General features: G+C 62.1%; 23 protein-coding genes and 1 tRNA gene. 17 read left to right on the top strand and 7 right to left on the bottom strand.

Going from position 1 to position 25,059, the window contains the following annotated elements; all coding sequences use genetic code 11:
• Positions 1–69: 69 nt before the first annotated feature.
• From AAC850_RS08615 to rpe, 5 genes are all read right to left on the bottom strand, one after another.
• Positions 70–534, bottom strand: a complete 465-nt coding sequence (locus AAC850_RS08615) for a Fur family transcriptional regulator (RefSeq protein WP_340588304.1) — start codon at positions 532–534, stop codon at positions 70–72.
• A 46-nt stretch (positions 535–580) separates the two neighbouring features.
• Positions 581–1,255 carry a peptide-methionine (S)-S-oxide reductase MsrA gene (msrA, locus tag AAC850_RS08610; RefSeq protein WP_340588302.1) on the bottom strand — a complete coding sequence of 225 codons (675 nt, stop codon included), beginning with the start codon at positions 1,253–1,255 and terminating at the stop codon, positions 581–583.
• Positions 1,256–1,521: 266 nt separating this feature from the next.
• Positions 1,522–3,111: a bifunctional phosphoribosylaminoimidazolecarboxamide formyltransferase/IMP cyclohydrolase gene (purH, locus tag AAC850_RS08605; protein ID WP_340588301.1), complete on the bottom strand. Its 1,590-nt coding sequence runs from the start codon at positions 3,109–3,111 to the stop codon at positions 1,522–1,524.
• Positions 3,112–3,121: 10 nt separating this feature from the next.
• A complete protein-coding gene (locus AAC850_RS08600) occupies positions 3,122–5,035 on the bottom strand; it encodes a heparinase II/III family protein (RefSeq protein ID WP_340588300.1) in 1,914 nt (637 codons plus the stop codon).
• Positions 5,032–5,697, bottom strand: coding sequence for a ribulose-phosphate 3-epimerase (gene rpe / locus AAC850_RS08595; RefSeq protein ID WP_340588299.1), 666 nt, complete (start codon positions 5,695–5,697; stop codon positions 5,032–5,034). The genes AAC850_RS08600 and rpe overlap by 4 nt, the downstream gene beginning before the upstream one ends.
• 271 nt (positions 5,698–5,968) lie before the next feature.
• On the opposite strand from rpe, the gene AAC850_RS08590 reads away from it, so the two are divergent.
• Entirely contained in the window at positions 5,969–6,472 is a 504-nt protein-coding gene (locus AAC850_RS08590) for a DUF2141 domain-containing protein (protein ID WP_340588298.1), read from the top strand.
• 10 nt (positions 6,473–6,482) lie between these two features.
• Here the strand turns inward: AAC850_RS08590 and AAC850_RS08585 are convergent, their stop codons facing one another.
• Both AAC850_RS08585 and AAC850_RS08580 read right to left on the bottom strand, forming a co-directional pair.
• Positions 6,483–7,385 (bottom strand): hypothetical protein, encoded by a 903-nt coding sequence (locus AAC850_RS08585; RefSeq protein ID WP_340588297.1) that lies wholly within the window; start codon positions 7,383–7,385, stop codon positions 6,483–6,485.
• Complete coding sequence (locus AAC850_RS08580) at positions 7,382–8,440, bottom strand: diacylglycerol/lipid kinase family protein (protein ID WP_340588296.1); 1,059 nt, start codon at positions 8,438–8,440, stop codon at positions 7,382–7,384. Before AAC850_RS08580 ends, AAC850_RS08585 begins: the two co-directional genes overlap by 4 nt.
• A gap of 229 nt (positions 8,441–8,669) precedes the next feature.
• Between AAC850_RS08580 and AAC850_RS08575 the strand changes: the two genes are divergently transcribed.
• From AAC850_RS08575 to AAC850_RS08500, 16 genes are all read left to right on the top strand, one after another.
• Entirely contained in the window at positions 8,670–9,881 is a 1,212-nt protein-coding gene (locus tag AAC850_RS08575) for a M20 metallopeptidase family protein (RefSeq protein WP_340588295.1), read from the top strand.
• Positions 9,882–9,956: 75 nt separating this feature from the next.
• Positions 9,957–10,033, top strand: a tRNA-Arg gene (locus AAC850_RS08570).
• 233 nt (positions 10,034–10,266) lie between these two features.
• Entirely contained in the window at positions 10,267–13,593 is a 3,327-nt protein-coding gene (locus tag AAC850_RS08565; RefSeq protein ID WP_340588294.1) for a PAS domain S-box protein, read from the top strand.
• Positions 13,586–13,957 carry a response regulator gene (locus tag AAC850_RS08560; protein ID WP_340588293.1) on the top strand — a complete coding sequence of 124 codons (372 nt, stop codon included), beginning with the start codon at positions 13,586–13,588 and terminating at the stop codon, positions 13,955–13,957. The genes AAC850_RS08565 and AAC850_RS08560 overlap by 8 nt, the downstream gene beginning before the upstream one ends.
• A gap of 62 nt (positions 13,958–14,019) precedes the next feature.
• The gene (locus AAC850_RS08555; protein ID WP_340588292.1) at positions 14,020–14,535 is read left to right on the top strand and encodes an MmcB family DNA repair protein; all 516 of its coding nucleotides are present in this window, start codon (positions 14,020–14,022) and stop codon (positions 14,533–14,535) included.
• Positions 14,536–14,585: 50 nt separating this feature from the next.
• Positions 14,586–15,311, top strand: coding sequence for a sterol desaturase family protein (locus AAC850_RS08550; protein WP_340588551.1), 726 nt, complete (start codon positions 14,586–14,588; stop codon positions 15,309–15,311).
• Positions 15,266–15,742: a DUF2141 domain-containing protein gene (locus AAC850_RS08545; protein ID WP_340588291.1), complete on the top strand. Its 477-nt coding sequence runs from the start codon at positions 15,266–15,268 to the stop codon at positions 15,740–15,742. Before AAC850_RS08550 ends, AAC850_RS08545 begins: the two co-directional genes overlap by 46 nt.
• Positions 15,743–15,885: 143 nt before the next feature.
• On the top strand, positions 15,886–17,325 hold the full coding sequence (locus tag AAC850_RS08540) for a PAS domain-containing protein (protein ID WP_340588290.1): 1,440 nt from the start codon (positions 15,886–15,888) through the stop codon (positions 17,323–17,325).
• Positions 17,326–17,404: 79 nt separating this feature from the next.
• A complete protein-coding gene (locus tag AAC850_RS08535; RefSeq protein WP_340588289.1) occupies positions 17,405–18,538 on the top strand; it encodes a phosphatase domain-containing protein in 1,134 nt (377 codons plus the stop codon).
• Positions 18,539–18,630: 92 nt separating this feature from the next.
• Positions 18,631–19,983, top strand: a complete 1,353-nt coding sequence (locus AAC850_RS08530; RefSeq protein ID WP_340588288.1) for a M48 family metalloprotease — start codon at positions 18,631–18,633, stop codon at positions 19,981–19,983.
• Between the two features lie 9 nt (positions 19,984–19,992).
• Positions 19,993–20,685 carry a DsbA family protein gene (locus AAC850_RS08525; protein WP_340588287.1) on the top strand — a complete coding sequence of 231 codons (693 nt, stop codon included), beginning with the start codon at positions 19,993–19,995 and terminating at the stop codon, positions 20,683–20,685.
• Positions 20,686–20,763: 78 nt separating this feature from the next.
• Positions 20,764–21,963, top strand: coding sequence for a sensor histidine kinase (locus AAC850_RS08520; protein ID WP_340588286.1), 1,200 nt, complete (start codon positions 20,764–20,766; stop codon positions 21,961–21,963).
• Complete coding sequence (locus AAC850_RS08515; RefSeq protein ID WP_340588285.1) at positions 21,960–22,754, top strand: LytR/AlgR family response regulator transcription factor; 795 nt, start codon at positions 21,960–21,962, stop codon at positions 22,752–22,754. Before AAC850_RS08520 ends, AAC850_RS08515 begins: the two co-directional genes overlap by 4 nt.
• A gap of 253 nt (positions 22,755–23,007) precedes the next feature.
• Positions 23,008–23,871 carry a carboxylating nicotinate-nucleotide diphosphorylase gene (gene nadC / locus AAC850_RS08510; RefSeq protein WP_340588284.1) on the top strand — a complete coding sequence of 288 codons (864 nt, stop codon included), beginning with the start codon at positions 23,008–23,010 and terminating at the stop codon, positions 23,869–23,871.
• 43 nt (positions 23,872–23,914) lie between these two features.
• Positions 23,915–24,325: a hypothetical protein gene (locus AAC850_RS08505; RefSeq protein ID WP_340588283.1), complete on the top strand. Its 411-nt coding sequence runs from the start codon at positions 23,915–23,917 to the stop codon at positions 24,323–24,325.
• 13 nt (positions 24,326–24,338) lie between these two features.
• A complete protein-coding gene (locus AAC850_RS08500; RefSeq protein ID WP_340588282.1) occupies positions 24,339–25,055 on the top strand; it encodes a ribonuclease T2 family protein in 717 nt (238 codons plus the stop codon).
• The last annotated feature ends 4 nt before the right edge of the window (positions 25,056–25,059 follow it).

Below are 25,059 nucleotides of genomic sequence, written 5' to 3'. Positions count from 1 at the left end.
ACTCCTACACGCGAAAATCTGGCCTGTCGATGAACGCTTGATCGACAAAAATGCACGGTTGGGCGCTAACTATCCAGCGCAGTCCCGGCATAATCCGCGCAGCTCTACCACCGGACGGACATCGGAATAGCCGTGGTCACGGCCAGCCTGTCGCAGGGCACCTGTCAGAGTGTCATCGTCGAAATGATCGGCCTGCCCGCAATCGTCGCAGATCAGGAAGATGCAATCGTGGCGGCATCCGGGGTGTGCATTTGCCAGATAGGCATTGGCGCTTTCGATCCGGTTGGCGAGATTGGTGCGCACGAACAGGTCGAGGATGCGGTAAACGCTGTTAGCCGCGACGCGCTTGCCGCGTGCCGTGCCCACATCCTCTGCAATATCATAGGCCGAGGCAGGGCGGTCCTGCGCTGCCAGCGCTCGGAACACGTCGGCGCGCATTGCTGTCCATTGTTCGCCGGCCTCGGTCAGGACCGATGCGGCTTCCTCAATCAGCTTGTCGCCCGAATGTTCGTGATGATCATGTTTCGTTGCCATGGGGCCAACATAGGCGCTGCCCCCCCGCTCGGCAATCGCGCAAGGCTCAGCCTGTGCGGAAGCGCGCGCGGTATAGCTGCGGGAAGTTTGCCCGGAGCGCGCGGATCTTGGGTGCATCCCACCGGCGAATGTAGCCGTGGTTCGGATTACGCTGGGCGAAATCCTGATGATATTCCTCGGCCTCGTAGAAGCGGCGGTGATCTTCCACGCGCACGACGATCGGATCGTCCCACACGCCCGATCGGCCCATCTGGCGGATATAGCTTTGCGCGACCGCGCGCTGTTCGGCGGTCACGGGGATGAGCGCAGCACGGTAATGCGCGCCACGGTCAGGACCCTGGCGGTTGCGCAATGTAGGGTCGGCAACAACCGAGAAGAGGATTTCGAGCAATTGGTCGTAGCGCACGACCGAAGGGTCGTAGACAACCCGCACGGCTTCGGCATGGCGGGTATAGCCACCCGAGACTCGGTCATAAGACGCATTATCTGCGGTGTCGCCATGATAGCCGGAAACCGCGCTCGTCACGCCGCGAGTGTGGCTGAAGACAGCTTCGACGCCCCAGAAACAGCCGCCAGCGAAGATCGCTGTCTGCAACCCGCGTTCGTTGGCCTGGCGCGTGGGGGTGGGCGCATCGAAGGTTTCGGCGGAAGCGCCGGTCGATGTCAGCGCAAGGGCACTAGCTCCCAAGGCAATGGAAACGAAAATTTCTTTAAAATGCATCAGGTTCCTCCGAGCTGTGGGACGATATTCGCCACAAGCACGGCAGCGGTTACGCCAAAGCCCAGAAAAAAGGAGCGGAACAGGTCAGAGGAGAAGAAGGTCATGGTCGGGTCGTCCGGCAGGAGGTCAGTTCTAGCAGTATTCGTATTCCGATTAGCATCGGGTTACTTACGAACGACTGAATTCCACTGTTGCCTGCCGTTCAGCCACGACCAATCACCGCGTATGGTTAACATCGCGTCAAAGGAGGGCCTGCGGCAACCCGGTCAGTGCTTGAAGTGGCGCATTCCGGTAAACACCATCGCGATTCCGGCTTCGTCGGCTGCGGCAATGACTTCTTCGTCGCGCATGGAGCCGCCCGGCTGGATCACCATTGTCGCGCCCGCCTCGACCGCGCTCAGCAAGCCGTCGGCAAAGGGGAAAAAGGCGTCCGAAGCCACTGCACTGCCCACGGTCATCGGCGCATCCCATCCGGCGGCCTCGGCAGCTTCTGCTGCGCGCACCGCTGCGATGCGCGAGGAATCGCGGCGGTTCATCTGGCCTGCACCGATACCTGCCGTCACATTATCCCTGGCATATACGATGGCGTTGGATTTGACGTGCTTGGCGACTTTCCACGCGAACAGCGCGTCGGTCACTTCCTGCTGGGTCGGCTGGCGCTTGGTCACAACCTTGAGGTCGGCTTCCCCGATCACGCCGTTGTCGCGTGACTGGAAAAGCATTCCGCCAGCGATTGTCTTCATTTCCAGGCCGGGACGCGCCGGGTCCGGCAGGTCTTCGAGCAGCAGCAAGCGCAGGTTCTTCTTCGCGGCGAAGATTTCCCGCGCCGCGTCATCAACGCCGGGGGCAATGACAACCTCGGTGAAGATCTGCGTAATTGCTTCGGCGGTCGCACCATCGAGCGGCACGTTAGCAGCGACAATGCCGCCAAAGGCCGACACGCTGTCGCACGCCAGCGCCTTCTGCCACGCTTCGAGCAAGGTGGGTGCCTGCGCCACGCCGCACGGGTTGGCATGTTTCACGATCACGATGGCAGGCGTATTGGCGGGGAATTCAGCCACCAGTCCCAGCGCCGCGTCGGCATCGTTGAGATTGTTGTAGGACAGTTCCTTGCCCTGCACCTGTTCGGCCTGTGGCACGCCCGCAGAAGCCGGGCCGTTGGGCTGGTAGAGCGCGGCCATCTGGTGCGGATTCTCGCCATATCGCAGCGTCGAGCCAAGCTGCATGGCGATGCTGAGGGCATCGGGGAACATGGCCTGCTGGTCGGCAAAGGCAAACCAGCTGCTGATCGCCGAATCATAGGCGGCGGTGGCGGCAAAAGCTTTCGCAGCCATGCGCTTGCGAAATTCCAGCGTGGTCGCGCCGTCGTGCCCGGCCAGCTCGTCATACAATCCGTGATAATCTTCCGGATCGGTCACAATGGTAACGTAGGCATGGTTCTTCGCGGCAGAGCGCACCATGCTCGGCCCGCCGATATCGATATTCTCGATGATGGTGTCGCGATCCGCGCCGCTCATCACGGTGTTCACGAAGGGATAGAGATTGACCACGACAAGGTCGATCGCGCCGATATCATGCGTGTCCATCGCCTCGGCATGGTCGGGATCGTCGCGCACCGCCAGAAGGCCGCCATGGATCATCGGGTGGAGCGTCTTCACTCGCCCGTCCATCATCTCGGGAAAGCCGGTCACGTCCGACACGTCGAGCACCTGCAGGCCCGCATCGCGCAGCGCCTTGGCAGTGCCACCGGTGGACACCAGCTCGACCCCTGCCTTGGCCAGCCGGCTGGCGAGTTCGACTATGCCGGTCTTGTCGGACACCGAAAGCAGTGCCCGCTTAATCGCAACGTCAGTCATGCGTGTATTTCTATCCCATTCGCTTGAGCAGCCAGGAGAAGTTGCCACCGCCGCGCGAGGCGAGTCCCTGGATCACCAGCTGCTGTACCGGATGCGGGCGTCCATTTCCATCGACCCACATGCTTTCTTCGATTTCGATCTCGGATGCGCCGGTCACGAATTGCCACAGGCTGCCATCGGGCAGCAGCAGGCTCGCGCCGCGCTTGTTGTCGCTCAATGTCGCCTCGACATGGCGACCAAGGTGGAAGCGGATGGCGAACGGAACCTTGCCGCGCTTGCCCTTGCGACCCGACGGCACGAGCACATCCTCGCCGCGCAATTCGCTGCCGTCATCGCGCAGGATCAGAATGCGCTTGTGGAGCAGGCCGAAGCGCTGGCCGTAACCGTCGTGCGTGGCCTCAAGCCGCCGCGCGCTGCCATTGCCGAGGTCCACCGTGCGCAGGTCGATCTCGACCTCGCCAACGCCGCCGCCCAGCTTGCCGTTGAGCAGCACCGCAGTGGAATTCGCATCGCCCAGAACCAGCGTGGAATGCGCGGCGGTTGCGCGCAGGCCCTGCTCGATTCGGATGGGCACCTGCCCGCCTGCCAGCGCGGCACCGCCGCAATTCACGATCAGGCGATGGTCGCCGTGGCTGAATTCGAAGGCGAGTGTCGATGCGCAACCGGTGCGCGCATGGCGACCCAGCGGCGGCGGGGAGGCATCGACCTGCAGCACGGCAGGCTTCGCGCTGAGGCGCTGGTAGCCCCAGCCGCGCGGCTCGCGCAGGGGGCGAGCGCGCACGCCGCTCGCCTCGATCAGCGCAGCCAGCCGGTCGGCCGGCACCGCCGCACCGCCCTGCCAGCTTCCCAGCCCGCCATCGCCGTGGGTCAGCGCCAGCAGCGGCGGGACGAGCAGCGACAACACGGCTCCGATAGCGTCGGGAATCCCGCGCTTGGCTGCGCGGTAGCAGGCGGACAATTCCACCAGCAGTTCGATCGCCTGCATCTGCGCGACGGGGCTGCGCGACAACACGCCGCCATCATCGCCCACCAGCTCGCCGAGCGCGCGCGCCAGCCCGGCCTCGCCAAACAGGCGGCGCGGCTTGCCATCGGAGAGCAGCAATCCGGCAGCGGTAATCGCGCACCAGCCTGCAATCTCTTCCATGCGTTCAGGCGCACGGGTGACATTGCGATCAAGCCAGCGTGCGGTTTCTTCAATCGTCGCCAGCATGTCCTGGCGAAAGCCCTTGTCCTGCGCCGAAAGGATCAGCGGCGCATGGACCAGCCAGCCAAGCAGCCGCAGTCCGGCATGTTCGATCTTCCATGCAGGGCCCTTGCCCGGACGCGGATTGGCCTTCAGCCAGCTCGCCAGGATGCGCTCGGCAACGGCAGTGCACTGGGGGCGCGGCGCACAGGCATCGAGATCGCGCAGCCAGGTGAAGCCATGCACGACCCGCTCCAATGGCGGGGTAGCCTTGGCGGTCGGACCAAAATCGACCTGCGCGATCGGCGACTTGACCCCGTGGACGAAGAAATGCCCGGCCCGCAAGGCCATGCCCGCCGCGCGCTCGCCCTGCAGGGTGCTTTCTACGGTTGCCAGCAGGCGCGTGCGGGCAGGTTTCCGGAAGGGAGAGGCAAGCGTGCTGCCGGGCACGCCGAGCCGATAGGCCATGCGCACGAACCGTTCGGCTGCAGAGATGGCAGGCGGATCGAAATCGGTGAGCACCAGAGCGCGGTCGGCGGCGATTGTCTCATGCGTATCCGGAGCATCCGGCGCATCCGAAATTTCGAGTGCTGGCGGCAGTTCGGGCGTTTCGATTTCTCGGCGCTCGTCCTCGACCAGCAATTCCTCGCCCGGCATGTCGAGCGGGATCGCCATCTGCCGTGGCACAGTGTTTTCCGCCGCGCGCTCACGGCTTCGCAAGCCGGGCACTTGGGCGTTCATGCAGGACTCCCGCGCAAGGCAGCGATATTGGCGGCGTAGTGTTCCGGACCACCCTTGAACGTGGCTGAACCCGCTACCAGCACATCAGCCCCCGCATCTACGCATTGCCGAGCGGTTGTGGGGTTCACCCCGCCATCGACTTCGATCAGCACATCGTGCCCGCCACGCTCTATCATGGAGCGCACGGCTTCGATCTTGCGCAGCTGCGAGGAAATGAAGCTCTGCCCGCCAAAGCCGGGATTGACGCTCATGATCAGCACGAGGTCGATTTCCTCGAGCAGGTAGTCGAGCCGGTCAACTTCGGTGCCGGGGTTGAGCGAGATGCCCGCTTTCTTGCCCAGCCCGCGTATCGCCTGCACCGTGCGGTGGACATGCGCGCCAGCTTCCGGATGCACGGTGATGATGTCCGCGCCTGCCTCGGCAAAGGCCTCCAGCCAGTTGTCGACCGGCGACACCATCAGGTGCACGTCAAAGGTCTTGGACGTATGCGGGCGCAATGCCTTCACGACGTCGGGCCCGATGGTGAGATTGGGCACGTAATGGCCATCCATCACATCGACATGGACCCAGTCGCAGCCCGCCTCGTCTATCGCGCGCACTTCTTCACCCAGCCGCGCAAAGTCGGCCGAAAGGATGGAAGGAGAGATCAGCGGAGCGGTCATATGCTTAATCAGCGATAAAGATGCGCGATTCGCCGCTCAAGGAGGAGAGGGGCTGTTTTCGAACAATGGCGGGGGAAAACTCAAGGTTTTACGTAGCTGACAGAGCTCTTCAGCCAATGTTCAGTGGAATTTGGTCAGATGGCACCTAATCACGGACCTGTCGGGAATGCGGTCACATGGGTGCAGGACTTTGGCATCATGACGATCATTCTTGCGCCAGGGGCACGATTGGCCGGGGTCCGGCAAGCAAATACAGGGTTTACGATACGACATGACGATTACTCGCAATCTCCGCCTTTCCGGCGCTGCCTTGCTTGGCGCGTTGACCGCGCTGGGGCTTTCCATGCCGGCCAGCGCGCAGCAATATCGCCAGGAATTGCGCCATTCGATCGCACCGTGCCAGGGCGCCGGTCCCGCCGTCTGGATCAACATCACCGATATCGAATCCTCTTCGGGTACGCTGCGCATCCAGCTTTATCGCGGAACGCGCGAGGACTGGCTGGAAAGCGGCCGCTGGTTGCACCGCATCGAAGTGCCTGCCCGGCAAGGCTCGCGGCAGGTCTGCATGCCGGTCCCTGCGGCAGGCGATTACGCCATAGCCATACGACACGATGTCAACGGCAATGGCAGCACCGATCTGCGCACCGATGGCGGCGGCATGTCGAACAACCCCAGCATTAACATCTTCAACCTCGGCCGCCCGAGCATCGATCGCACTCGCTTTTCGATCGGGCGCGAAGTGAAGACCATGTCGATCCGGATGCGCTACATGTAGGTGGTTCCGGTCAGGTCTGGCGTTTCGCGCGCCAGACCTTCCAGAGCACGCCCGGCGCCGCGAGCACCGGATGCCGTTCGCGCCACGAAGTTACTTCGACCTTCACGCCCGTATGCCGCTCGATTTTCCACGCGGCGTAGCGCCCGGCACCCTCGAAAGTCCGGGTAGCGCGTAAAAGGCGAGCGATATTGAGCGGCTTGCCCCAGCGGCGCGCGCGGCTCCATTTCTTTTGCAGGCGCTCTTTCCGATCGGCCGGCATGGCTGGTGTCAGGATACCATCTTCGCGTTTGTACGATGTCTGCGCCGAGTCCAACGCAGCGGGCAGCAATCCGTCGAAATGCGCGGCATTCAGCTCGAGTATCGAGTCCTCGCGGCCGGGTTTTTCGACGCGCAGTTCGGCCTTGTAGGTTTCCCTGAAGAGCGCGCGCCAGTAATCCTCCTCGCTGCCGCTCTGCGGGCCAAGAGCCACTGCCAGTCTGGCGGCGGTCGCGACTGCACCCTCGATGGCATCGCGCACATCCTCACGGCATGACAAACCTTCGTCACCCGCGTCGTCACACCACACCAGCGCGCTGGGCTGGACGAAGCGCGCCCAGATCGTGGAGTCGCGCGACTGGCCGCCCGCCGCATAGGCAAATTTGGCAAAGGTCATGGTCGCAATCTTGGCGCGCAGGGTCTGCCCGTCATGATCCCATTCGCGGTAGGATACTGTCGGCCACAGTCCGCGTTCCGGCTCGCCATAGGTCAGTACATAGAAATCGAGCACGCCTTCGAGCGATCCAGTGCGCAGGTTGGACCCGTAGAACAATACGGCCTTGGCCCGCGCCTCATTCCCGAGACGTGCGGCAAAAGCGGAAATGGCAGGATCAACTTGACGGTCCAGCGCCGTTTCGACGCGGCCCGTCAGGCTCACGGCACGACGAAACGCAGCTTGGCACCTGCATTGAGCCGGTAATGGCCCGCCGGGAACGACTCGCCATCGAGAATGAAACGGCCCGACAGTTCAAGGTCGAGCGCTTCGCCGTCGAACACATGACCGCCGCGACGGCGGGTGGCGGCACTGGCGGTGCCGCGCATCAACGCACCTATTCGCAACAGCAGACCGCGGCCGGGATTGTCGAGCAGTGCAACGCGCACTGTCTTGTCGAGACCGCGAAAGGGATTCAGCCCCGCAGGAAATTTCTTGAGCGTGGATGCAAACAGCAGATAGCGCTCATCGGCCGGAAGCCCGCCCAGATGCTCCACCTCCTTGCCCTCGCCGGTACGCAGCCGCATCCGCGTTCCGCGACGCCAAGGATTGTTGCCGCTGCCGAAAAAGGCCTGCAGCACGCTCCAGGCCGTCGTCAGGCCGACCACCGCCGCATTGAATGCGCCGAAATCATGCGAGCGCTGGCCCAGTGCGATACAGCGGTTGAAGATACCGGCACCCATGATGAAGCCGCGCACCTGCGCTCCGGAATTATCCTTCTGCGTAATGACAAGCGGCTGCCGGCGTTCGATCTTGCCGTTCTGGATAGCCGCCAATGCCTGTTCGAGCGTCCAGTCGACCGGAATGCCCAAGTCGAGCGCCAAGGCATTGGTCTTGCCATGCGGCAGGACGATGAGGGTCGGCCAGCTTTCCCCGAAGATGCCTGCCCCGCAGGACAGGACATCGCGTACGGTCCCGTCACCACCATCGATCGCAATGCAATCGACACGGCGCGCGGCAAAATCGGCCAGTATTTCGACAAGGTCGCTACGCTCTTGCGGCGCGGTGACGATCACTTCGCCGAGCGCGCCATGCGACACAGCAGCGTTATGGCTGGGACCCTCTACCGGGCTGCCACCGCCGTTGTGATAGCTACGCCCGTTGCGGATCAGGCCGACAAGCGGTTTACTGCGGACAGGCGGAAAGGCGCCATCATTCACCGTCGCTGGACGGGCTTCGATCTGCGGCAAGCGCTCGAAAAGATGGATGCTGTGTTGCATTACGAATTCGCCTTACACATTGCCTTGCCGTGTTTGCTATGACCTTTTTAAATTTGACGTCGAACTGTCGTCGCAGCGCAACAAATACTGCGATATATCACTATTCGCCATTCAGCAGAAAAAAGGTACAAATGTGAGCACGCAAAGATGGGGAGCGACGTTCGCACCTGCAAGGCGTAGCTTGATCGCTCCCTTTTTCGTCCAAGCATGATCATCCCGGAGTAAAACCATGTTGACTGCCACGCTGCTCAACGCCGCAATGGGCGAGAGTGATGCAATCACCGCCCTGCGCCGTGCCATCCATGCCGAGCCGGAGCTTGGGTTGGAAACGCCCAGGACGCTGGCAAAGGTCAAGGCGGCGCTGGCTGACCTGCCGCTGACATGGCGCGAAGGACCGTCCTGCACCGGGGCCGTGGCGGTGCTCAAAGGCGCACGGGCGGGTCCCAGCGCGTTGCTGCGCGGCGACATGGATGCGCTGCCGATGGATGAGCATACCGGCCTCGAATTCGCCTCGACCATCCCCGGGCGGATGCACGCATGCGGCCATGATGCGCACACCGCCATGCTTGCGGGCGCAGCGCGCATCTTGGCGGCCCGCGCAGACGATCTTGCAGGCGAAGTGCGTTTCATGTTCCAGCCGGGCGAGGAAGGCTATCACGGCGCGCGTTTCATGCTGGATGACGGCCTGCTTGGCGGAACGGCGGACTACCCATTGCCCGATGCTGCCTTCGCGCTGCATGTCTGGCCCAACGCGCCCCATGGCCGCATTGAGGGCCGCGTGGGCGCGATGATGGCCTCAGCCGATGTGCTGGAAATCACCGTGAAGGGGCGCGGTGGCCACGCCTCGATGCCGTTCAACGCCATCGATCCTGTCCCGGTCGGTGCGGAGATCGTGATCGCGTTGCAGACCATGATTACCCGCCGCTTCGCCGCGACCGAAGCGAGTGTGCTGACAATCGGCAAGATGGAGGCGGGCACCGCCAACAATATCATCCCCGATAGCGTTTACCTGCTCGGCACCATGCGCAACCTCTCGCCCGAGCGGCGCGCCGCGATGCAGGATGCCGTGCGGCAAGTAGCCGAGAATATTGCAAGGGCGCATCAATGCGAAGCCGAAGTCACCGTCACCCCCGGCTTCCCGCCCACGATCAACGATGCCCGTGCCGTCGCGCTCGGCCAGCAGGTGGCACTCGACCTTGGCGGCGAAGAGCCGTGGGCGACGCGCCCCGCCCCACCCATGACAGCCGAGGACTTCTCATATGTGCTCGAAAAAGTGCCGGGCGCGATGTTTTTCCTCGGCGTAGCGGCAGAAGGCGTCGACTGGCAGGGCTGCTGCGGACTTCATTCCAGCCGCATGGTGGTGGACGAAAGCGTCATGCCGAAGGGTGCGGCTTTCCTCGCGGGCTGCGCAGTCGAATTCCTCGAAAAGGGCTGGAGCTAGCCCGGGCGAGTAGCTTTTGGCTTGGCGCGAGCCAAAGGCATTGCTAATCGCCCCCGCACGATACTGATCGCATCAGCACCCGTAGCTCAGCTGGATAGAGCGCTGCCCTCCGAAGGCAGAGGTCACAGGTTCGAATCCTGTCGGGTGCGCCAGTTCCTCGCAGTTTGATCCCTCAAAACGGTCGAGGCGTTGGCGCGGTGCCCGTCGAGGGATGGCGCGCAGATAGCCATGGGCAAAAATTGACCAGCTGACGGGAACTCATCGGTCCATCCGTTCATTTATTGACGACACTTGCCGATAGGCATCTGAAATCAGGGATGACTTTGGGAGCGATGGCGCGAATAGTGCATGAGCCTGCATCGTCGAAAATCTGAAAGATAGCGAGTTGGATAGGGACGAAAGCAAGCACGGCTCCGGCAGCGAAATCGCGGAACTAATGCGGCAGTGCAATTGGGAAAAAACCGGGATCGGTCATCCTGAGACCTGGCCCATTCAGCTGCGCACGCTAGTCGACGTGATGATGGGATCGGGCCAGCCGATGTTCGTCGTCTGGGGCAAGAACCGGACGATAATCTACAACGATCCCTACAGTGAAATCCTCGCGCAAAAGCACCCTGCGGCATTCGGGCAGAACATTCTCGATGTCTGGCACGAAATTCGTGATGATTTGATCCCAATTGTCGAAAAAGCCGAGAGCGGCATTCCGGTTCAGGACAATGACATCGAACTGTGGATGGAGCGGAAGGGTTTCCGTGAGGAAACACACTTTGCGTTCTCTTACACTCCGGTGCGCGGCGACGGGGACGAGACCGCCGGCTTCTTCTGCGTATGCCAGGAAATCACCGGCCAGATCATGGCAGAGCGTGCCTTGCGCGACAGCGAAGCGGCGGCGCGGACTGACGCGGAACGGGTCCAGCTGGCGCTTGATGCAGGCGCTATCATCGGAACGTGGTTCTGGGATTTAAAGACGGACCAGTTCACCGTCGACGAGGCATTCGCCGAGACATTCGGGATCCCCCGCGCCTTGGGGCGCGAAGGGCTTTCCCTCGAGCAGATCGTTGCAACGGTCCACCCGGAGGACAAGGATGAGCTGATAACGGCGATCAACAAGGCCATTGAAAGCGGGGGCGCCTATGCGCATCGCTATCGCGTCAGGCGGACTGACGGCCGGTATTACTGGATCGAAGCCAACGGCAGGGTCGATCGCGACGACAGCGGAACCGCCGTCACCTTCTCGGGCGTTTTGCTCGACATCGAGGAAAAGCGCCGGACCCAGCGCGCCCTCAAAGAGGCCACGCGTCGCCTGGAGGCCATTCTCGACAATACCCGCGAAGCCGTGTTCCTGATGGATGAGGACCAGCACTGCGTTTACGCCAACCGCGCCGCCGAACTGCTCACCGGATACAGCTTTGCCGACATGCAGGATCGCCCCTTGCATGATGTCGTCCACCACAAGAAGCCGGATGGGTCGCACTATCCGATCGAGGAATGCCCGATCGACCGCGCTTTCCCCGCGCGCGCGCAGATGAGCGGCGAGGAACTGTTCGTCGCGCCTGACGGGTCCTTCTATCCCGTGGCGTTTACTGCCAGCCCCATGCTGAACGATCGTGGCAACCCTGTCGGAACCGTCATCGAAGCTCGTGACATAACCGAGGAGAAGGCCGCCACTGCTGCCCAGCAAGAAGCCGAAGAACGTTACCGCCTGGCAATCAAGGCGACCAATGACGCGATCTGGGACTGGGATCTCACCAGCAATACCGTGCAGTGGAACGAGGCTATCGAAACGCTTTTCGGATATGGCGAAAGCGACGTGATTCCTACCGGCGAATGGTGGATCGACCATATCCATCCGGATGATCGCGAGCGGGTCAGCCACAGTATTCACGCGGTAATCGACGGTGCCGATAGTCACTGGAGCGACGAATACCGCTTCCTCACGAAGGAAGGCGGCACGGTGCATGTGCTGGACCGGGGATTCGTTATTCGGGACGATCGCGGCAAAGCAGTGCGCATGATCGGGGCCATGCTGGACCTGACCGAGCGTCGCCGTGCCGAAGATGCCCTGCGTGAGCTTAACGAGGAACTTGAGCGCCGGGTCGCTGACGAGGTCGCAGAACGCAACAAGGCGGAAGAGGCACTGCGGCAGGCGCAGAAAATGGAGGCCGTTGGTCAACTCACCGGAGGCATTGCCCACGATTTCAACAACCTTCTCACCATCGTGACCGGCAATATCGACATGGCTGACCGGGCCTTGCGCCGCGCGCAAGCTCCCGATCCGCGCCTGCAAAGAGCGCTTGCCAATGCCCTCAAGGGTGCCGAACGCGCCGCCGCCCTGACCCAGAGGCTTCTTGCGTTCTCGAGGCGCCAGCCGCTGGCTCCAAAGGCGCTGGATGCCGATCGGCTGGTTACCGGCATGTCCGACATGGTCCAGCGAGCGTTGGGCGAGACGGTCAAGCTGGAAGTCGTGACAAGTCCGGGCCTGTGGCGCGTGGAAGCCGACCCCAACCAGCTCGAATCCGCCATTCTCAACCTGTCGGTCAACGCGCGCGACGCGATGCCCAATGGCGGCACGCTTACGATCGAGACGACGAATGCGCGGCTGGATGAAGCCTATTCGGCCGACCACGCCGAAGTTGCCCCGGGCCAATACGTCGTAATCGCGGTGACAGACACCGGCTGCGGCATGTCGAAAGACACCGTGGCGCGCGTGTTCGAACCGTTCTTTACTACCAAGGAAGTCGGCAAAGGCACCGGTCTGGGGCTGTCGATGGTCTATGGCTTCACCAAGCAGTCAGGCGGCCACGTGAATATCTACAGCGAGGAAGGCCAAGGCACGACGGTAAAACTCTATCTTCCGCGCCTGGTCAGCGATTCCCAGGACGATGTCGAAGTGGAGCCGGACAATTCGATCGAGGTCAGCGCTGCGGAGGAAACAATCCTGGTCGTCGAGGACGATGACGATGTCCGGTCCTACACCGTGGAGTGCCTTCGCGAGCTGGGTTACGAAGTCCTCGAGGCCCATGACGGACCTTCGGCCTTGCGTATTTTCGAGAACGAGGGCCTCGAGACAATCGACCTGCTGTTTACCGATGTGGTGATGCCGGGAATGACAGGCCGCGAACTGGCCGAACAGGTGAGAAGCCTGAAGCCCGACATCAAGGTTCTTTATACCAGCGGCTATACACGCAACGCCATCGTTCATGGTGGGCGCCTGGATGAAGGCGTGGAAATGATTTCCAAGCCTTTCACCTACCAGGTGCTCGCGCGGAAAATCGCCGATGTCCTGGAGAAGGGCCGAACAGGCCGGATATTATTGGCCATCGATGATCCCACCTTGCGCATGTATGCTGCCGAAGGCCTGATCGATGCGGGATATACCGTGGACGAGGCCCAGACAGAGGGAGAGGCGCTCAACCGGGTGCGTGCAGCACGAGGCAATTACGACGCCATATTCCTCAATTCTGATCACGCACAAAAGGGCGGTGAGGACCTGGCGTTGAAGATCCGCTCCCTGCACGCAGACCTGCCTATCCTGATCGCCGCACAGGAAACCGAGGGCCTGGTTGCGCGGTTTGACGGTGATCGATGCACGGGCGTTATCGGAAAGCCGTACAACACCAAGAAATTGCTCGAGAAGCTCGACAGGCTGGGCGTGCAATGCCGCGCGAAATCGCAAGAAGAAGCGCAGGATGCCGGAGGCGTGAATGCCTGAGAAATTGCGTGTCCTCGTTGTAGAGGACGAGCTCCTCCTTTCCATGATGCTGGAAGACATGCTGGACGAGCTTGGCGTTCATGTCGCCGGCGTCGCCACCGGCAATGCCGAAGCTCTTGCTGCAATACGCGGCGTTGAGTGCAATTGCGTGCTGCTCGATATGCACCTGAACGGAGAGCGCGGCGATCCCATTGCAGAAGAATTGAAAAGCCGCGCGATTCCCTTCGCTATCCTGTCGGGCGGACCAGACACCTCAGCGGATCTTGGAGCGGTCACCTTCGTCCCCAAACCTTACAAGTTTGCCGAAATCGAGCGTGCCGTGGCGGAACTCGAACGCGAATTGGCAGAGCTTGGCGAAGGCTGATTGCCAAGCAGGGAGTCACCTCCCCGCTTGACGATGTTCCTATTACGTTCCAATCATGGGTCATGTCCGATTCGCTAACTGCCCGCCCCCAATCGCAATCCGCTGATGAATTTGCCCTGCGCTCGCGAGCGGTATGCCGGGGAATTTGCCGGCTGTTTGCGCGTAACGGGATCTGGGCGCTCACCGAAATGCCGCTGCGCAATGGCCGGCGAGCGGACCTGATGGGAATCGATGCCAAGGGCAAGATCGTGATCGTGGAGGTCAAGACTGCGCGTGGCGATTTGCTGGGCGATGGCAAATGGCCCGACTATCTCGATTTCTGCGACCGCTTCTATTGGGGCCTTCCGCCCGAACTCGATCGCAAGATACTCGAAAGCGCGGACTACCGGCCCGATTGCTGCGGTGTAATCGTGGCCGATGAATATGACGCTGAAATCGTGCGCCCCGCCCCCAGCCACCCGCTCGCCGCCGCTCGCCGCCGGGTCGAGGTCGAGCGCCTGGCGCGCACGTCGATGCGACGCCAGCTTGTCTCGCTCGACCTGCAATGCGCCAATTGGGGCAGCGATCTGGCCGGATAACGTTTTCGGGCTGGAGGTATGTTCGCACGCGCGGCATAATGCTGGCCAACATGCTCGCCGCCATCATCCTGTCCGCCCTCGTCATGACGGCCATCGTCGCAGTGCGCTACCTCTTGACCAGCGGCCTTTTTGCCATGGCGACCGCAAAGGTGCGTCCGGGGCTGTACGACGGGCTCGATCCGCAGATACGCAAGGAAATCTACTGGTCGCTCGCCTCGGCAGCGATCTACGGCGTGCCTGCTGGCGTGGTCGCATGGGGCTGGCACAACCATGGCTGGACGCGCATCTACACCGATCTCGGCGCCTTCCCCCTGTGGTATCTGCCGCTCTCGCTGTTCCTTTACCTGTTCGCGCATGACACCTGGTTTTACTGGACCCACCGCCTGATGCACCGGCCCGCATGGTTCCGCGCCGCCCACGCCGTCCACCATGCCAGCCGCCCGCCGACTGCCTGGGCGGCGATGAGTTTCCATCCGATCGAGGCGTTGACCGGCGCCATAGTCATTCCCGCGCTGGTATTCCTGATCCCTATCCATGTCGGCATTCTCGGCCTCGTACTGGCGATCATGACGGTAATGGGCGTGACCAATCACATGGGGTGGGAGATGTTTCCGCACTGGATTGTTCATCCGCCAGCAGGCAAATGGCTGATAACAGCAAGCCATCACCAGCGGCATCACGACGAATATCGCTGCAATTTCGGCCTCTACTTCAGATTTTGGGATCATTTGTGCAAAACCGACAAGGGATTGGGCCAGCCCGCAACGCGGCCCTGATTGCAGCGCTGGCGATTACCGGCGTGTTCGCCGCGCCGCTTCAGGCTGGACCGACCGGTGCGCGAGTGACGGTGGAAATCACCAATTTGCGCAATAGTGACGGGGTAGTTCGCGCTTGCATGACCCGTGACGAGGATCGCTTTCCTCGCTGCCAGGATGCGGCGCAGGGATACCGCGTGATAGTGCCTGCCGGCGAGGCTACGGTGCTGCGGTTCAACAATGTGGCGCCCGGCACCTATGCCATCGCGCTCTTGCACGATGAGAACGATAATGGCCGTGCCGACCGCGCGCTGGGCATGATGCCGACCGAGGGATTCGGTTTTTCGCGCGATGCCCGCGTGCGCATGGGCCCGCCCGACTTTGACGATGCGGCCTTTACCGTCGATTCTGCTCCGATCCGGCAGTCTATCCGCATGCGCTACATGCTCTAGGCGAAAGCACGCCTCTTGCGCCGGTTAACTGCGCGATGCCGCAGGTGATCGTTGAATAACGGTCAGAAATCGGCGCAACTTTACGGAATATTTACCACGTCGCGCCAAAAGGAGCCCTGCAACCCAGGGAAAGGCTTTTGGGCATGGACAGTTTGCGTGGCAATATCGATACGCACGACGCGTTGGATCTCGACGGATTCAGCACGCTCGATGCCGATTTGCATGATGAGGAAGATGCGGTTCACGACGGTCCGCCTCCGGCCATCGGCAGTGACGAGCGCCGTATGCAAGTGCGCGCCTATAATTTCTGGGCCAGCCTTCTCGAAGACCGCAATTTTCCTGCCATCGACGATCTCGATCCCACGCTTCTGCCCGACTTTGGTCCGAACAGCGTATTGCTCGATTTCTCGACCGGCGTAGACGATCCTAGCATTGCCTTCATCGGCGACCTCCTCGCCGCCGAATGCACCGATCTCGAAAAGCCGCCGCAACGCCTGTCGGAAGTGCCGCCGCGCTCGCTGCTGTCGCGTATTACCGACCATTACATGCAGATCCTTGCGAACCAGTCGCCGATCGGTTTTGAAGCCGAATTCGTCAACAACGCCGGTTCCACCATCCTGTATCGCGGCATTCTGCTGCCATTCTCCAGCGATGATGAGACGATCGATTTCATCTACGGCGTGATCAACTGGAAAGAGATGGCGGATTCGCGTTCAGCCGACGCGCTGCTGCTGGAAATCGACCAGGCGCTCGAAGATGGCATCGCCCATGGCGAACGCCAGCCGCGTGGCAATGATTTGACGAACTGGGCCGATGGCCCGTCCAAGCTCCATGACGACGAAGGTGACGTGCCGCGTCCCTCCTTTGATCTGACCGGCCAGTCCGGTCTCATGTCGGGTAGTGGCCCGGCGCCCGCTCCGCTTTCCGACTATTCCGACGAAGACGGCGAAATGCCGTCAGCTGAAGACATCGCCCCGGTCGAACTTGCCGACTGGCTGGCTGCCGCTCGCGAAATGGCGCAGCGCGCCAAGACCAGCGAAGAACGTACCCGCAGCGCATTGTACGATGCAGTCGGCCGCGCATGGGATTTCGCCATTGCCGCCGCCGCTGCGCCTGAAGATTTCGCCGAAATTCTCGAAGATGCTGGCATTGCCATGCAACAACGCGCTCCGATGACCCCCATCGTGAAGCTCGTGTTCGGTGCGGATTACGACAAGACGCGGCTCACCGAATACGCCACCGTGCTGACCTATGCGAAGCGTCTCGAAATTGCGCAGGGTTCGCTCGGCGAACACCTCGCGCAGGCAGAAGGTGGCTTGAAGGGCGTCGTTGCAGAGGAACGTGCGTTCCGCCGCACAGCCAAGGGTGCAGCACCGCGTCCCGCCCGCAAGGGTCCGCGCAAGACAACCGCCAGAAAGCTGCGCGCGATCGAACCGCGCAGTTTCGACGCCGTGCCGGTGGAGGGCGAGGAGTTCGCGCTCGTAATGGTTCGCCGCACCGAGGATGGGGAAGTCGTCGTCCTTGGCGAAGTTCCGGGCAATGCGGGACTGATCGAGAAAGCGGCACGCAGCCTGGTCGACTGACCGGGCCGCCTGGCCTTACAAGTCAATTTTCGAGCCAAGACTGTGGGCAAGCCGCGCCTGATTGGCTAGCTGTGCCCGCATGGTTTTATCGCGCAAGGTTTCGACCCGCCTGCAACCCTATTTTGGCTACCGCAGCGCGCAGCGGATGGTGCTTTCAGCCCGCGCACTGCGCTCCGCTCCGGGAGCATTCGGCGAAGGATCGCGCTGGAAGGCGCTGCGCACAATGGTCGCGCAATTCGCCAGCCGCGAAGTGGAGGGCGTCGAGGTCAGGCTCGTCGTGAACGGCCCGGAAGGCGTGCTGCTCGATCACGCAGCGACGACCGACCGCGAAGGCTTCGTCCATTTCGACATCGCCCTGTCGCCCGATTGGGACTTGCCAAAACATCCCGCTTGGGAAGTCGTACAACTCCACTGGCTCAACAGCCAGGGTCCGCAATGCGCAGATGCCTATGTACTTGTGCCCGGACGCAGCAGCACGCTGGCGGTAATATCCGACATCGACGACACGATCATCGAAACTGGCATCACTGGCAGCCCGCGCAAGATCGCGCGCAACTGGAAGCGCGTGTTCGCGCAATTGCCGCACGAACGCATCGCCGTACCCGAAGCCGACACCTTCTTCGGCGCGCTGGGCGGGGGAGCAGTTACGGCGGAAGGCGATCTGCATGGTGAGAGGCTGATGCCCGCTACCCATCGTCCGTTCTTCTACATCTCCTCCAGCCCGTGGAACCTGTTTTCCTACCTCGTCGCATTCCAGCGGCTGAAGGGTCTGCCGCTCGGACCGCTCATGCTGCGCGACTGGGGCTTCAATCGCCAGACGCTGGGCGGCAGCAGTCATGGCGCGCACAAGGAAGCGGCAATTGCTTCGATTCTGACGATGTATCCGGAAATGCAATTCGCCCTGATCGGCGATGATACGCAGGGCGACCTACCGGCATTTGCCCACGCGATCGAGGCACATCCCGGCCGGATCGCAGCGATTTTCCTGCGGCAGGCGGCAGGCGAGGAATTCACGCCTGAAGAGCAAGTCGCGAAAGCGGCGATCGAAAAGTCCGGCGTGCCGCTCTGGCTGGGCGAAACTTACGCACAGGGCGTCGATTTCCTGCAGCAGCTCGGCTTCACGCCGGGCGGGGAAACCGAACAGATCGTGCGCACCGTCGAAGAGGTTGAAACCGCGAAGGAAGCAGCATCCGGCGAAAGCCCTGCGCGCTGATCTTCAGTTTCCGTTCAGCGCACGACGCGCTACGCACGCTTCATATGACGCGAAAAGCCATTCCAGTTTCCGCAAGACACCTCGCTCGCCTGATGGCGAAGCTCCTGGCAATCATCGCTGCCATGGCGATGGTCACCCAGCCTGTCGCGGCGCAAGGCATAAGCATCTTGCGCGATGCCGAAACCGAAGCGCTGTTGCAGGACATGGTCGATCCGCTGGCAGAAGCTGCCGGGCTTGGCGAAGGCGCGGTCGAAGTGGTGCTGGTGAATGACAATTCGATCAACGCTTTCGTCGCTGGCGGGCAACGGATTTTCGTCCATTCGGGCTTGCTCAACGAGGCAGACGACGCGGGCGAAGTCCAGGGCGTGCTGGCGCACGAGCTTGGCCACATCACCGGCGGACATATCAACCGCTATTCCGAGGGCGCGGGCAATGCGACACGCATCACCTTGCTCTCTGCACTGCTTGCAGCCGCCGCAGCGCTGGCGGGCGGCGGTGAAGCCGCCATGGGCATCATTGCGGCGGGCCAGCAGGCGGCAATGGGCAGTTTCCTGTCGTTCAGCCGCACCCAGGAAGCCAGCGCCGATGCCGCAGGTGCGCAATTCCTCAGCGATGCAGGGATCAGCGGGCAAGGCAGCCTGACCTTCTTCGAGCGTTTGCAGAATTTCGAATTCCGCCGCGGCATCAGCCAGAACCAGGAACGTGAATACGGCCGCACCCACCCCTTATCAGGCAATCGTATCGCCCGCTTGCGGGAGGATTACGTCGTCGATCCCGCTTGGAATACGCCCACCGACCCGGATCTCCAGCGCCGTTTCGAGCGCGCCAAGGCCAAGCTGTACGGCTACCTCGCCACGCCCGAACGCACACTGGTCGCCTTCCCGACCTACCTGACAGACGTGCCTGCGCGCTACGCCCGCGCCTACGCCTATCATAAGGATGCCCGCATCGAGGAAGCGCTGGCCGAAGTGGACGCGCTTATCGCGATAGAACCGCACAACCCCTATTTCCTCGAACTGAAGGGCCAGGTGCTGCTCGAATCGGGCCGCGTGAGCGAGGCGCTGCCACCGCTGCGCGAAGCGACCCGCCTGACCGGCTCCAACCCGTTGATCGCCAGCATCCTGGGTCATGCCCTGATCGCGACAGAGGATCCGGCCAATCTCGACGAGGCTGAAAGCGTGCTGCGCGCGGCCATCGGGCGTGACCGCGAGAACCCCTTCGCCTGGTACCAGTTAAGCGTCGTTTACGGCCAGCGAGGCGACACACCGCGCGCACGGCTCGCCAGCGCCGAACAGCAGATCATGGCGGGCAATCCGCAAGGCGCGCTGATGAACGCCAGCGCCGCGGAACAGGCCCTTCCCACAGGTTCGCCCGACTGGATTCGCGCACAGGACGTGCAGTTGCAGGCGCGCGCGCAGCTTGAACGGTTGGCCGAACGCAACTAGGTCACTTGAATGCGCTGGATTATCACTACGATTATCGCACTTGTCGCGGGCTTTGCCGGAGCGGCCGCCTGGGATTATTCGGGCTGGGGAGTGGACCGGGTCCGCGCCGACCTGATCGCCGAGCCGCAGTGGCTTCCCGAAGCGATGACCGAATACCAGGCGATCATGATGGCCGAGCAGATCGCTCCGCTGCGCGCAGAATTGCTCACGCCTTATCCGGGCGCTGTATTCGGCAATCCGGAAGGCAGCATCACTCTCGTCGAATTTGCAGATTACGCCTGCGGTTTCTGCCGGCAGAGCCTCGCCGATGTGAACGCGCTGGTCGCCGCCAATCCCGATCTCAAGGTGGTCATTCGCGAATATCCCATCCTCTCCGCCGATAGCGCCGATGCCGCGCGCATGGCGCTTGCCGCTGCTGACCAGGGCCGCTTCGAGGCGTTCCACAACGCGATGTTCGCGCAGGACGGCGTCACCGTGGAAACGATCGAAAATGCCGCGACGCAAGCTGGCGTCGATCTCGACCGCGCGCGCGCCTCGATCGAGGCGGGCGAATTCGAGCGCCAGTTGCAGAACAACGTGTTCCTCGGCCAGACATTGAACTTGTCGGGCACACCCGCATTCATTGTGGGCAACAAGATCATGGTTGGCGCGGTCGGGGCAGAACAGATCGGCGAAGCCATCGCCGAAGCGCGCGATTCCTAGGCCGGGCCGCCCGCGCCGGGAGGTCTTCTCATGCAAATGCGTCTGACGCGAACGACAAATTCGGCTAGAAAGAGCGGCATGGCTGTGCTGCCGTTTCAACCGACTCCGTTCTTCCAGGACAAGAACCGCGCTTTCTGGCGCCTGCAGCTGCTTGGCTGGGGCGGCGCACTTATCCTGCGCGCGGCAACGTCGCTCGCCAATGAACGCGGCCTCGACTTCCTCGTTGTCGTCCTGATTGCGGCCATCACCGGGTTCTCGATCAGCACGGTGCTGTCGGTCATCTATCACAATCTGATCAATCGCAGCCCGCTGGTAACGTGGGGTTCAACCGCAGTGGTGCTGGCCGTGGCGGTAGGCATATCGGCTTTCGTCAACGCCTGGACGATCGATGTCTATCAGGGCGGCAGCGAAGCGGGCTTCGCGCAGCTGATGCTGGGCGTATTCTATATCGACCTGGCGCTGCTCGGCGCGTGGTCGGCGCTGTATTACGCGATCAATTTCTTCCTGCAGGTGGAAGAGCAGACCGACCGCCTCGAACGGCTGGAGGCGCAGGCCACCAGCGCGCAGCTGGCGATGCTGCGTTACCAGCTCAATCCGCATTTCCTGTTCAATACGCTCAATTCGATCAGCACGCTGGTGCTGCTCAAGCAAACCGCACCTGCCAACGCCATGCTGACCAAGCTGTCGAGCTTCCTGCGGCACACGCTGATCACCCAGCCGAGCGGCAAGGTCACGGTGGCGCAGGAGGTGGAAACCCTGCAGCTTTATCTCGAAATCGAACGCATGCGTTTCGAAGAGCGGCTGCGCACCGAATTCCGCGTGGATAACGACGCGGCAAAGGGCCTGATCCCGTCATTCCTGCTTCAGCCATTGGTCGAGAACGCGATCAAATATGGCGTTTCGGCGCAGGAAGAAGGCGCGCGCATCAGCCTTTCGGCCAAGGTCATCGGTTCGCGCCTGCGCCTGACCGTGAACGACACCGGGCCGGGCCTGCAGGGCAACCAGAACGCCGCCGAAGCGGTGGCGCGCGGCCATTCGTCCACCGGCGTCGGCCTTGCCAATATCGTCGAACGTTTGAAGCAGGCCTACAGCGAAGACCATCGTTTCGAGATCCAGACGCCGCCCGACGGCGGTTTCACCGTAATCATCGAAATTCCCTACGAAACGGCGGAAAAAGAAGAACCCGCCGCCGCCACCCAGAAACTTCCCCGCCCCTCGCCCGTTGAAGGTGAGGAGGAGGCCGTTTTCCGAACCCCCCAAACCGGAGCCCCCGCATGACTATTCGCACGATACTCGTCGACGACGAAAAACTGGCCATTCAGGGCTTGCAACTGCGCCTTGAGCCGCACGAAGACATCGAGGTGGTCGAAACCTGCGCCAATGGCCGCGAGGCAATCCGCGCAATCAAGACACTGAAGCCCGATCTTGTCTTCCTCGACATCCAGATGCCCGGTTTTGACGGGTTTTCCGTAGTGAAGGGCGTGATGGAGATCGATCCGCCGCTGTTTGTCTTCGTTACAGCCTACCAGGAACACGCGATCCGCGCGTTCGAAGCCAATGCGGTGAATTACCTGATGAAGCCCGTGGACGAGGACAAGCTGGCCGACACCATAGAACGCGTGCGCCAGCGCCTCGCCGAAAAGCGCTCTTCCGAAGAGGCCGGCAAGCTCAAGGATGTGCTGGCCGAGGTCAGCCCTGAAAGCCTGGAGGACATGGGCGGAGAAGGCGAAGCCGCCAGCCGCTATGAAAAGATGATCAATGTGAAGGATCGCGGCCAGATCTTCCGCGTCGATGTCGATTCGATCGAGCATATCGAAGCCGCTGGCGACTACATGTGCATCTACACCGGCGACAATTCGCTGATCCTGCGCGAGACGATGAAGGATCTGGAGCGTCGGCTCGATCCGAAAAACTTCCAGCGCGTCCACCGCTCGACCATCGTCAATCTCGATCAGGTCCGCCAGGTTAAGCCGCACACCAACGGCGAATGCTTCCTGGTGCTCGATTCGGGTGCCGAGGTGAAGGTGTCTCGCAGCTACCGCGATGTGGTCGCGCGCTTCGTGCATTAGATTTGATTACGAAGGCGCATCCGCGCCTTCGTCCTCGCTATACGCGCAGGCAAGCTGCGCCCGCTGCGGGCGGCCAGTCGGCCTTGCGGTCGCTTCGCGACCGTTTTTGCTGAACACTGCTTTCTGGCCAAGGTATCGGCGCCTGGAAGGCTACGACAGCGCGCGACCGCGCGTCGCCAGTTAGGGCGAGCCAAGCGAGCGGATGCGAACGCCGGCGCTTGAGGCCAGACAAAAGAAAGGCCACAAGCGCCGCATGACCAGCTTTTCCCTCACCGGCTTCAACTTCACCCAATTCGTGCGCGAAACGCTTGCAGAAGACCTTGGCGAAGGCCTGCCGGGCGGCGGGCGTGATGTTACCGCAGAAAGCGTGATCCCTGCCGATGCGCGGTTTTCGGGTGTGATGGACAGCCGCGATCCGATCACCGTGGCGGGTCTGCCGATTGCAGAGGCGTTTTTCCGCCAACTCGACCCCGCAATGGAGATCGAACTGCTGGTGGAAGAAGGCGTCCAAGTCGCTCCGGGTACGGACCTGATGCGGCTGTCGGGCAATGCCCGCGCCATGCTGACCGCTGAACGCAGCGCGCTCAATACCGTCCAGCACCTCTCGGGCATCGCCACCATGGTTCGGCAATATGTCGACCGGATGGACAACCCAGATTGCACCCTGCTCGATACGCGAAAGACCATTCCCGGCCTTCGCCACCTGGAGAAATACGCCGTGCGCATGGGCGGTGGTAGTAACCACCGCATGGGCTTGTGGGATGCAGCGATGATCAAGGACAACCACATCCTCGTCGCGGGCAATGTCGGCGAAGCGGTGCGCCGCGCGCGCGATGCGGGGGTGAAGGACATTATCTGCGAAGTTGACCGGATCGACCAGATCGAACCTGCGCTGGCGGCCGGGGCGACCCGCCTGCTGCTCGACAATATGGAGCCCACCACCCTGCGAGAGGCCGTGGCGCTGGTCGCCGGGCGCGTGCCGACCGAAGCCAGCGGCGGCATCAATCTTGATACCATCAAGGCAAAGGCCGCAACCGGGGTGGATTACGTGTCGGTAGGCCGCCTCACGCAAAGCGCGCCTGCCGCCGATATCGGCCTCGACTTTACCCCGCTCTAGCGTTCTGTCATCTGCATTGCGTCCGGCAATGAGGAAATGAGCCATGCGGCCCGATTCAATTCGCAAGTTCGACCTGTTCTACCTCGCGTCGATCTTCATCAGCATCGCCAGTACGCTGATGAATTTCGATACGCAGGTCGCTGCGCTCGACGTGCGGCTGGCAGAGCTTGGCGTGGTCTATCCGGCGGAAGCCTTCCTCCTCATCACGCTGGCATTTTCTTTTGCAATCAATGTCCTGCTGTGGTTCCTCGCCTCGCGCCTTCGGCTCGGGTTCGTCAAGTGGATCATCCTCGCCCTGGTCTTATACTCGGCCATCACCATGGCTGCAGGCCTGTCGATGGGAATTGGCTCGATCAGCATTACCGCCCTGCTCAACCTGGTGCTGAAAGCGATCGCGGTGTCATTCCTGTTCCGCACCGACGCGAAGGAATGGTTCGCCACGCGCGGGAAATAGGGGGCCACCGGACGTGCCAATACGCCCGACAGCGCTGGGATTTGCGCTCGCAGCAGCCCTGCTTCCAGCCATGGCCAGCGCGCAGGCCTATCAATGCCGCATTCCGCAAGGCCCGATCAGCCTGCCAAATATCGAGCGCGACGGACCCATGCGCCAGACGCGCGTCACCGGCTATACACTCGCGCTCAGCTGGAGCCCTGAATTCTGCCGCTTCCGCGATGACGAACCGCGCCACGCGCGACAATGCTCGGGCAACAGCGGACGCTTTGCCTTCATCGTTCACGGATTGTGGCCGGAGGGGCCGAACGGACGCTATCCGCAGTGGTGCCCCGCGCGCGACCGCCCGACGCAGGCAGAGGTGCGGGGGGCCATGTGCATGTCGCCCGACACGCGGCTGGTTACCCGCCAATGGGCCAAGCACGGCGCTTGCATGACCAGTGACGCCGGTGTGTACCTGCGCATCACCGATATCCTGTGGCGCAGCCTGCGCTGGCCCGATTTCGACCGCCTCTCACGCCGCCGCGGCCTGACCGCAGGCGATGTGCGCGAGACCTTTGCCGAGGCCAATCCTTATTGGGACGCCGAAGATGTCGGTCTGGTTGTAAACGAACGCGGCTGGCTACGCGAAATGCGCCTCTGCTACGGCGCGGACTTCATGCCCACCGCCTGCGACGCGCGGCGGTTTGGTCCGGATGACGACGAGGAAGTACGGATCTGGCGGGGAATATAAGGTT

The sequence above is a fragment of the Erythrobacter alti genome (assembly GCF_037996805.1).
Classification (GTDB): domain Bacteria; phylum Pseudomonadota; class Alphaproteobacteria; order Sphingomonadales; family Sphingomonadaceae; genus Alteraurantiacibacter; species Alteraurantiacibacter alti.
The sequence above is the reverse complement of the archived record's forward strand: the minus strand, read 5'-3'. Positions and strand labels throughout refer to the sequence as shown.

Coding starts and splice junctions, on each gene's coding strand:
- AAC850_RS08615 (WP_340588304.1), bottom strand. CDS start 534: ATGGCAACGAAACATGATCATCACGAACATTCGGGCGACAAGCTGATT.
- msrA (WP_340588302.1), bottom strand. CDS start 1,255: ATGCATTTTAAAGAAATTTTCGTTTCCATTGCCTTGGGAGCTAGTGCC.
- purH (WP_340588301.1), bottom strand. CDS start 3,111: ATGACTGACGTTGCGATTAAGCGGGCACTGCTTTCGGTGTCCGACAAG.
- AAC850_RS08600 (WP_340588300.1), bottom strand. CDS start 5,035: ATGAACGCCCAAGTGCCCGGCTTGCGAAGCCGTGAGCGCGCGGCGGAA.
- rpe (WP_340588299.1), bottom strand. CDS start 5,697: ATGACCGCTCCGCTGATCTCTCCTTCCATCCTTTCGGCCGACTTTGCG.
- AAC850_RS08590 (WP_340588298.1), top strand. CDS start 5,969: ATGACGATTACTCGCAATCTCCGCCTTTCCGGCGCTGCCTTGCTTGGC.
- AAC850_RS08580 (WP_340588296.1), bottom strand. CDS start 8,440: ATGCAACACAGCATCCATCTTTTCGAGCGCTTGCCGCAGATCGAAGCC.
- AAC850_RS08575 (WP_340588295.1), top strand. CDS start 8,670: ATGTTGACTGCCACGCTGCTCAACGCCGCAATGGGCGAGAGTGATGCA.
- AAC850_RS08560 (WP_340588293.1), top strand. CDS start 13,586: ATGCCTGAGAAATTGCGTGTCCTCGTTGTAGAGGACGAGCTCCTCCTT.
- AAC850_RS08555 (WP_340588292.1), top strand. CDS start 14,020: ATGTCCGATTCGCTAACTGCCCGCCCCCAATCGCAATCCGCTGATGAA.
- AAC850_RS08550 (WP_340588551.1), top strand. CDS start 14,586: ATGCTCGCCGCCATCATCCTGTCCGCCCTCGTCATGACGGCCATCGTC.
- AAC850_RS08540 (WP_340588290.1), top strand. CDS start 15,886: ATGGACAGTTTGCGTGGCAATATCGATACGCACGACGCGTTGGATCTC.
- AAC850_RS08535 (WP_340588289.1), top strand. CDS start 17,405: ATGGTTTTATCGCGCAAGGTTTCGACCCGCCTGCAACCCTATTTTGGC.
- AAC850_RS08530 (WP_340588288.1), top strand. CDS start 18,631: ATGGCGAAGCTCCTGGCAATCATCGCTGCCATGGCGATGGTCACCCAG.
- AAC850_RS08525 (WP_340588287.1), top strand. CDS start 19,993: ATGCGCTGGATTATCACTACGATTATCGCACTTGTCGCGGGCTTTGCC.
- AAC850_RS08520 (WP_340588286.1), top strand. CDS start 20,764: ATGGCTGTGCTGCCGTTTCAACCGACTCCGTTCTTCCAGGACAAGAAC.
- AAC850_RS08515 (WP_340588285.1), top strand. CDS start 21,960: ATGACTATTCGCACGATACTCGTCGACGACGAAAAACTGGCCATTCAG.
- nadC (WP_340588284.1), top strand. CDS start 23,008: ATGACCAGCTTTTCCCTCACCGGCTTCAACTTCACCCAATTCGTGCGC.
- AAC850_RS08505 (WP_340588283.1), top strand. CDS start 23,915: ATGCGGCCCGATTCAATTCGCAAGTTCGACCTGTTCTACCTCGCGTCG.